We start from the raw sequence: 7,366 nt of genomic DNA, 5'->3' as shown, positions 1-7,366 counted from the left end.
GGCATCGACGGCATGGGCGGCAGCGGAAAGACCGCCCTCGCCCTGCACGCCGCCCACCGGCTCGCCCCCGGCTACCCCGACGGCCGGCTCTACGCCGACCTGCGCGGCTTCTCCTCCGCCGAGAACCCCCGCCCGCCCGGCGCGGTCATCGGCTCCCTGCTGCGCATCCTCGGCACCCCCGGCGAGCGCATCCCCGACGACCTCGACGGCCGCACCGCCCTGTGGCGGGCCACCCTCGCCGACCGCCGGGTCCTCCTCGTCCTCGACGACGCCGCGGACGCCGCACAGGTACGGCCGCTGCTCCCCGCCTCCTCCGGCTGCCTGGTCCTCGTCACCAGCCGCACCCGCATGACCGGGCTCGACGGCGCCGACTGGATCAGCGTCGCGGCGATGCCGCCGACCGACGGCCTCGCCCTGATCACCCGCGTCCTCGGCGCGGACCGCGTGCGCGCCGAACCCGGCGCCGCCGCCGAACTCGGCTCCCTGTGCGGGCACCTGCCGCTCGCCCTGCGCATCGCCGGCGCCCGGCTGCGCAGCCGGCCCCGCTGGACCGTCCGCCACCTCGTCGACCGGCTCGGCGACGAGGCCCGCCGCATCGACGAGCTCAGCTCCGGCGACCAGAGCGTCAAGGCGACCCTCCAGCTGTCCTACGAGGCGATGGCCCCCGCCCACCGCGAGGCCCTGCGGCTCCTCGGCCTGCACCCGGGCCGCGACATGGGCGTCCACTCGGCGGCCGCCCTGCTGGGCACCGGGCTGCGGGAGGCCGAGGACGTCCTGGAACACCTCCTCGACATGAACCTCGCCTGCCAGTACGAGATGGGCCGCTACGCCCTGCACGACATGGTCCGCAGCTTCACCCACAGCCTGCACGGGGCCCCGCCGCGGCCCGAGGAGAGGGCCGCCCTGGAACGGGTCCTCGACCACTTCCTCGCCGCCACCGAGGAGGCCTGCCGGATCCGCTTCCCCGGCCGCGCCCCCGCGGGGCCGGCCGCGCCCGCGCCCCCGGAGGCCGGGCTGCCCGGCCGCCCCGGCCCGGTCGACGCCGCGGCCGCAGAGGACTGGTTCGAACGGGAGCAGGGCGCCCTGCTCGCCGCGGCGGAGTGCGCCGAGCGGGCCGGCTTCGACCGGCACGCCGTCCACCTGGCCCGCAACCTCGCCTTCCACCTCAACTCGCGCAGCAGCCTGGAGGAGTTCGGCCGGGTCGCCGCCGTCGCCGTGGCCGCCGCCCGCCGCCTCGGCGACCCGGCCGTCCTGCGGGTCAGCCTGTCGAACCAGGCCGTCGCCCACTGCAAGCTCGGCCGGTTCCCGGAGGGCGTCACCGCCGCGACCGAGGCCCTCGGCGTGGCGGCCGGCCTCGCCGACCGTTCCGGCGAAGCCGTCTGCCTCACCCTGCTCGGCCTGCTGCAGAGCCTCCTCGGAGACCTCGGCGCGGCCCGCCGCCACCTGGAGCGCGGGGCCGCCCTGCACCGGGAGCTCTCCGACCCGCGGCAGGAGGCGTACACCCTGTGCAACCTGAGCTCCGCCTTGACCTGGACCGGCCGGCACGCGGAGGCCGCCGCGGCCGCCGCCCGCGCCGTCGCCCTGGCCGGGCGGGCCGGCACCGCCGGCGAACAGGTGTCCGCACTCAACGACCTGGCCGTCGCCCGCCTCGCGCTCGGCGAGGAGCAGGAGGCCCTCGCCGCCCTGGAGCGGGCCATGGACCTGGCGGGGGAGTGCCGCATGCCGGAGAACCTCGGCCTCACCCTCGCCCTGGCCGCAGAGGCCTGCCAGCGCACCGGCCGCACGGTCCTCGCCGGGGACCACGCGGAACGGGCCCTGGAGCTCATCCGGGCGCACGGCACCGCGATGCGGCAGGCGGTCGTGGAGAACGTCCTCGGCCGGGTCCACCTGCTGCGCGGCGCCCCCGAACGGGCCCGGGAACTCCACGCCGACGCCCTTCGCAGCGCCGAGGCCGTCGGCTACCGCATCGAGTCCGCCAGGGCCCTGCACGGCCTGGCCCTCGCCCACGAGGCGCTCGGCGACCCGGACCGCGCCCGCGCCCACCGCGACCGCGCGGACGCCGCGTTCGCCGCCCTGGCCGGCGCGCCCGCGCCCGCCGCCCCCGTCCCCGTCCCCTGAGCCGGGGGCGAGGGCGGGGCCGGCGGGCGCGGGCACGGCCCTACGGCCGGACGAACGACGGGCCGATCTCGGTCGCGCGCACCTCGCTACCCCCGCCCGCCGACCCGAGGGCGGCGCCCGCCCCGCAGACGGCCGCCAGCGCCCACGCCGCCACCAGGACGGCCACCGTCGTCCGCATCACGCAACCTCCTCGCCGGGGCCGGCGCGCCCCGCGGCGCGCCCGGCAGGGACCATGCTGGCCGCGGCCGTTCCCGAAGGGTTCCCGCCCGGATCCCGACCGCGGCGGCCGTCCGTGCGCCCGCACGCCCGTACGCCCTCAGCCGGTCAGGCGCAGCGGCAGCGTCCGCAGCCCGCCCACCACGATCGAGTCCAGCCGCTCCGGCGGGCCGTCCTGCTCCACGCCGCGGACCTGCCGGACGAACTCCCGCAGCACCGCCCGGATCTCCAGCTTCGCCAGCTGCGAGCCCACGCAGTAGTGCGGGCCCGCGCCCAGCGCCAGGTGCCGGTTCGGGGTGCGGCGGATGTCGAAGGCGTCCGGGTCGGCGAAGTGCGCCGGGTCCCGGTTCGCGGACGGCAGCCAGCACACCACGAGGTCGCCCTCGCGGACCCGCCGCCCGCCCAGCACCGCGTCCCGCGCGGCCCGCCGCACGAGGTGCGTGGCGCTGGACGTCCACCGCAGGATCTCCTCGATCGCCGTCCCCGCCACCTCCTCGAAGCCGCCGCGCAGCAGCTCCCACTGCTCGGGCCGCTCCAGCAGCGCCAGCATGCCGCCCGACATGGCGAGCCGTACGTTCTCCGTCCCCCCGACCAGCAGGTTGTCGCAGTTGAGGACGACGTCCTCGACGGGCAGCGGCCGGCCGTCCAGGTGCACCGCCGCGAGGACGCTGACCAGGTCGTCGCCGGGGTCGGCCCGCCGCCGCTCCACCAGATCGCCGAAGTAGTCCAGGATCTGCAGGTGCGCCAGCGTCCGCTCCGTCGCGGTGCCCGCGCAGAACGCGTCCGTGGTCCACTCCACGATGTCCGGCCGGTCCCGCTCCGGGATCCCGAGGAACGTGCAGACCACCTCCACGGGCAGGACGGCCGCGATGCCGGTCACGAAGTCGGTGCGCCCGGCCGCCACCGCGTCCCGGACGATCCGCTCCGCCTGCGCGTCCAGCGCGTCCGACAGCAGGCGCAGGTTGCGCGGCGCGAACCAGCCGGCGACGGCCCCGCGCAGCACCCTGTGGCGCTCCGGCTCGGACAGGGCCAGGGTCCGGTTGCCGCCCGGGTCGTCGCCCTGGGCGCGCGGCCGCAGCAGGATCCCCGAGGCGGAGCTGTACGTCCGCGCGTCCCGCAGCACCTCGTCGATCTCGTCGTAGCGGGTCAGCGACCAGAAGCCGGGGAACTCACCCGGCCCGTGCCACAGCACCGGCTCCCGCTCGCGCAGCCCGGCCCACAGCGCGTACGGGTCGCCCGAGCGGTGCGTCTCGCCGTCGAGGAGGCGTGCGGTGTCCTCCTGCGCGGTCGTCCGCGGCGCGTGCGCCGCCACCGTCGCGCTCACGGCGCCGAGGGGGCCGCGGCGGCCGCGGACCGGGCCAGCTCGTCGCAGATCAGCGGGAACGGCGGCTCGGTCCGCAGGTAGAAGTGGCCGCCGGGCAGCACCAGCGGGGTGAAGTCGCCGGAGGTGTGCCCGCCCCACGGGGCGAACCGCGTGCGGATCTCCGGGATGTCGTCCTCCCCGGCCACCGCGACCAGGCGGGAGGAGATCCGGGCGCCCTCGTACCCGTCGTAGCGGGCGACGAGCCGCAGGTCGGCCTTGATGTACTCCAGCAGCAGCTCCATCAGCTCGTCGTCCTGGAGCAGCTCGATGCTGAGCGGCTCGTACCGGCCGAGGTAGCCGAGGACGTCCGCGGTGTCCTCGAACGGCACCGGGGGGCGCAGCGCCGGCGCCGCGGCCGACGACACCACCAGCACGGGCACGGGCCGGCCGGCCCGCTCCAGCAGCCGGGCCGTCTCGAAGGCGACGTACGCGCCCATGCTGTGCCCGAACAGCACGGAGTACGCCTCCCCGCTCGCCAGGACCTCGTCGGCGACGGCCTGCGCCAGCCCGGTCAGCGACTCGGGATGGTCCTGCGTGATGCGGTCCTCGCGGCCCGGGTACTGCACGGCGTGGACGCGGGCCCCGGGCAGCAGGCCCTGCCAGGAGCGGAAGAAGGAGGCGCAGCCGCCCGCGTGGGGGAAGCACAGGACGGCCGGGCGCCCGTCGCGCCCGGGGGCGAACTCTCTGATGGAGCTGGTGGTCGAAGGCATGGGGAACCCATCGGTGTCGTGGCGGACGTACGTACGGACGGACGGCGTCGTTCGGAGGAGGGTCGGACGGGTCGGGCAGGTCGGGCGGGAGCCGAGGTCAGGCGGGACCGGAGGTCAGGGCCGCGACAGCAGTTCGACCTGTTCGGGGATGGTGCCGCACCGGTACACCTGCCGGACCGGCAGCGTCCGGCCCGCGATCCGGCCCAGTGCGCGGGAGAGCCGCAGCACGGACAGCGAGTTCCCCCCGAGGTCGAAGAAGGTGTCCTGCTCGGTGCCCCGCACGGGGACGCCGAGGACCTCCTCCCAGGCGCGCGCGATCTGCGCGGCGAGCCCGCCCGCCAAGGGCGCCGCGGCAGCGGCGGCGGGCGCGGGCCGGCGTACCGACGCCAGCAGCGCCGCCCGGTCGATCTTGTCGTGCGCGGAGCGCGGCAGCGACGGCAGGAACACGATCCGGTCGGGCACGACCGCCGCGCTCAGCGCCTCCTCCACCACCCGCCGCACCGACGCCGCGTCCACCTCCGCGCCCGGCTCGCGCACCGCGAAGGCGTACGAGGTCGCGGACTCGGCGTCATAGGCGACGGCCGCCGCCCGCAGGCCCGGATGCGCGGCGATGGCCTCCTCGACGGCCTCGATGTGGACCCGCACCCCGCGGATCTTCACCTCGTTGTCGAGCCGGCCCACGAACTCCAGGCCGCCCTCCGGCAGCCACCGCCCCAGGTCGCCCGTCAGGTACACCCGCTCCAGCCGGCCCGGCCCGGTCTCGACGTCGGTGAACCGGGCCCGCGTCAGCGCCTCGTCGCCGACGTAGCCGCGGGCGACCGTCGGGCCGCTGACCGCGATCTGCCCGGCCGCGCCCAGGGGCACGGCGCGCAGCCGCTCGTCGAGCAGGTGCACGGTCGCCCCCGGGATCGCGAAGCCGATCGTGGAGTCCGCGGGCTCGGTGTAGAAGCGGTACGTCGACCAGACGGTGCACTCCGTCGGCCCGTACTCGTTGCCCAGCACCACACCGGGCAGCAGCGCGAAGTGCCGGTCGATGACGGACCGGGCGAGGGACTCCCCGGCGCACACCACCACCCGCAGCCGCTCCAGCGCGGCCGCGACGCCCGCGTCCTCCCGGGCGGTGTCCAGCAGCTCGGAGTGGAAGCTCGGCACGGTCAGCGTCTGGGTGACGCCGTACTCGGCGATCAGCCCGGCCAGCGCCTGCGGGTTGCGCCGCTCCTCCTCGTCGGCGACGACGAGCGTCCCGCCCACGGCGAGCGTGCCCCACACCCCGGCCACCGACGAGTCGAAGTGGAACGGCGACAGCAGCAGGAAGACCGGCCTGCCGAACCGCTCGTACACCTCCACCCGCGCGGCGTTCGACGCCGCCAGGTTCCGCTGGGAGACCGACACCCCCTTCGGGCGGCCGCTGCTGCCCGAGGTGTACAGCACGTACGCCTCACGCTCCGCGGGATCCCGCACCCACTCCCGGCCCGCCGAGGCGCCCGGCCGCGGCCCCGCGGGGGCGTCGAACGCGCCCGTGCGCGGATCGACGACCACCCCCAGCCCCGCCGACTCCCGGATGTGCGCCAGCGCCTCCGGCGCCGCCCGCGGGTCGGCGAACACGAACGACCGGCCCGACAGCCAGGCCGCCAGGGCGTACACGACGGCCCCGGCCGTCCGGTGCGACAGGATGCCGATCCGCTCCGCGCCGGCGGACCGCGGGTCCGCGTCCAGCTCGCGGGCGGCGGCCTCCGCCGCCGCCCACAGGGCGCCGTAGGACAGTACCGAGCCTCCGCACACCACGGCGGGGCCGCCGGGGCTGCGCCGGGCGTGCTCCATCACCGCGTCGAGGACAAGCTGATGTCTCGTCATGGCCCGCATGCTGCGCAGCCGCCCTTCCCGGATCCTTCCCGACGCGTTCCGGGAAGCCGCCGGGAAGCCGCCGGGAACGCGCCGGGAGCGGCCCCTCCCAGACTCGTCGGTGCCGGCGGCCCTGCGCACCCGCCCTGCCGCCCGGCGCCCACGGACACCACTGGAAGGGACAGCCGCGGTGTACAAGTCTTTCGCCGAGAAGCTCTCGGAGCCCGACCTCATCGACCTCGGGAACGGCATCCACGTCCTGCGCTTCGAGGTCATGAAGGTCACCTCGGTCCGCGCCGCCGTCGTGGACCTCCTCGAACGCGGCGTGATCCGCCCCGGCCAGACGCTCGTCGACAGCTCCAGCGGCATCTACGGCCACGCCCTCGCCCTCGTCTGCCGCGAACTCGGCCTCAAGGCGCACATCTTCGCCTCCGTCGCCGTCGACGCCGCGATCCGCACCCAGCTCAAGTACCTCGGCGCCACCTACACGCAGGTGCCGTCCTCCGGGGACGACGGCCTCCAGCACGACCAGGAGACCCGCGTCCGCCTCGTCCACGCCTACCTGCGCGAGCACCCGGACGCCTACTGGATGCAGCAGTACCACGACGACGTCCACTACCTCGGCTACGAGCGCGTCGCCCACACCGTCGTCAAGGAGCTCGGCTCCGACGGCGTCACCCTCGTCGGCGGCATCGGCACCGGCGCCTCCACCGGCGCGATGAGCCGCTACCTGCGCGCCGCGTCCGCCGGCGTCCGCGTCGCCGGCATCCAGCCCTTCGGCAGCCGCTCCTTCGGCTCCGAGGCCGTCCCCCTCGACGGGTTCATCATCGCCGGCATCGGCAGCGGCATCCGCTTCGACAACATCGACTACAGCGCCTACGACGACATCCACTGGCTCGACTTCTCCGTCTCCGCCGCCGGATGCCGCCACCTGCTCTCCACCACCGGCGTCTTCGCGGGCCTCTCCGCCGGCGCGAGCTGGCAGGTCTCCCGCCACATCCGCGCCGCCGAACCCGACGGCAACCCCATCGTCTTCCTCGCCGCCGACCCCGGCCACCGCTACGTCGAACGCGTCTTCCCCCCCGACGGCCCCCTCACGGAAGACCCCGCCTACAGC

General features: G+C 76.2%; 6 protein-coding genes. 2 read left to right on the top strand and 4 right to left on the bottom strand.

Translation table 11 applies throughout. The features are described 5' to 3' along the window. A partial coding sequence (locus tag EF903_RS25585) for a tetratricopeptide repeat protein (RefSeq protein ID WP_148142571.1) occupies positions 1–2,118 on the top strand: 2,118 nt, incomplete at its 5' end. A gap of 40 nt (positions 2,119–2,158) precedes the next feature. Here the strand turns inward: EF903_RS25585 and EF903_RS34350 are convergent. The 4 genes from EF903_RS34350 to EF903_RS25570 all read right to left on the bottom strand — a co-directional run bounded on the left by EF903_RS34350 (position 2,159) and on the right by EF903_RS25570 (position 6,261). Continuing rightward, the gene (locus EF903_RS34350; protein ID WP_185902820.1) at positions 2,159–2,296 is read right to left on the bottom strand and encodes a hypothetical protein; all 138 of its coding nucleotides are present in this window, start codon (positions 2,294–2,296) and stop codon (positions 2,159–2,161) included. Positions 2,297–2,434: 138 nt separating this feature from the next. Next, positions 2,435–3,658, bottom strand: coding sequence for a cytochrome P450 (locus EF903_RS25580; RefSeq protein WP_185902819.1), 1,224 nt, complete (start codon positions 3,656–3,658; stop codon positions 2,435–2,437). Then, the gene (locus EF903_RS25575; protein WP_125546981.1) at positions 3,655–4,407 is read right to left on the bottom strand and encodes a thioesterase II family protein; all 753 of its coding nucleotides are present in this window, start codon (positions 4,405–4,407) and stop codon (positions 3,655–3,657) included. The genes EF903_RS25580 and EF903_RS25575 overlap by 4 nt, the downstream gene beginning before the upstream one ends. Before the next feature lie 114 nt (positions 4,408–4,521). Beyond that, complete coding sequence (locus EF903_RS25570; protein WP_185902818.1) at positions 4,522–6,261, bottom strand: non-ribosomal peptide synthetase; 1,740 nt, start codon at positions 6,259–6,261, stop codon at positions 4,522–4,524. A gap of 178 nt (positions 6,262–6,439) precedes the next feature. On the opposite strand from EF903_RS25570, the gene EF903_RS25565 reads away from it, so the two are divergent. After that, positions 6,440–7,366, top strand: a 927-nt coding sequence (locus EF903_RS25565) for a pyridoxal-phosphate dependent enzyme (RefSeq protein ID WP_185902817.1), incomplete at its 3' end; no start/stop codon positions are given.

The sequence above is a fragment of the Streptomyces sp. WAC05292 genome (genome assembly GCF_003949955.1).
GTDB classification, from domain to species: Bacteria; Actinomycetota; Actinomycetes; order Streptomycetales; family Streptomycetaceae; genus Streptomyces; species Streptomyces globosus.
Note: the sequence above shows the minus strand (reverse complement) of the source record. Positions and strands in the feature narration are given on the sequence as shown.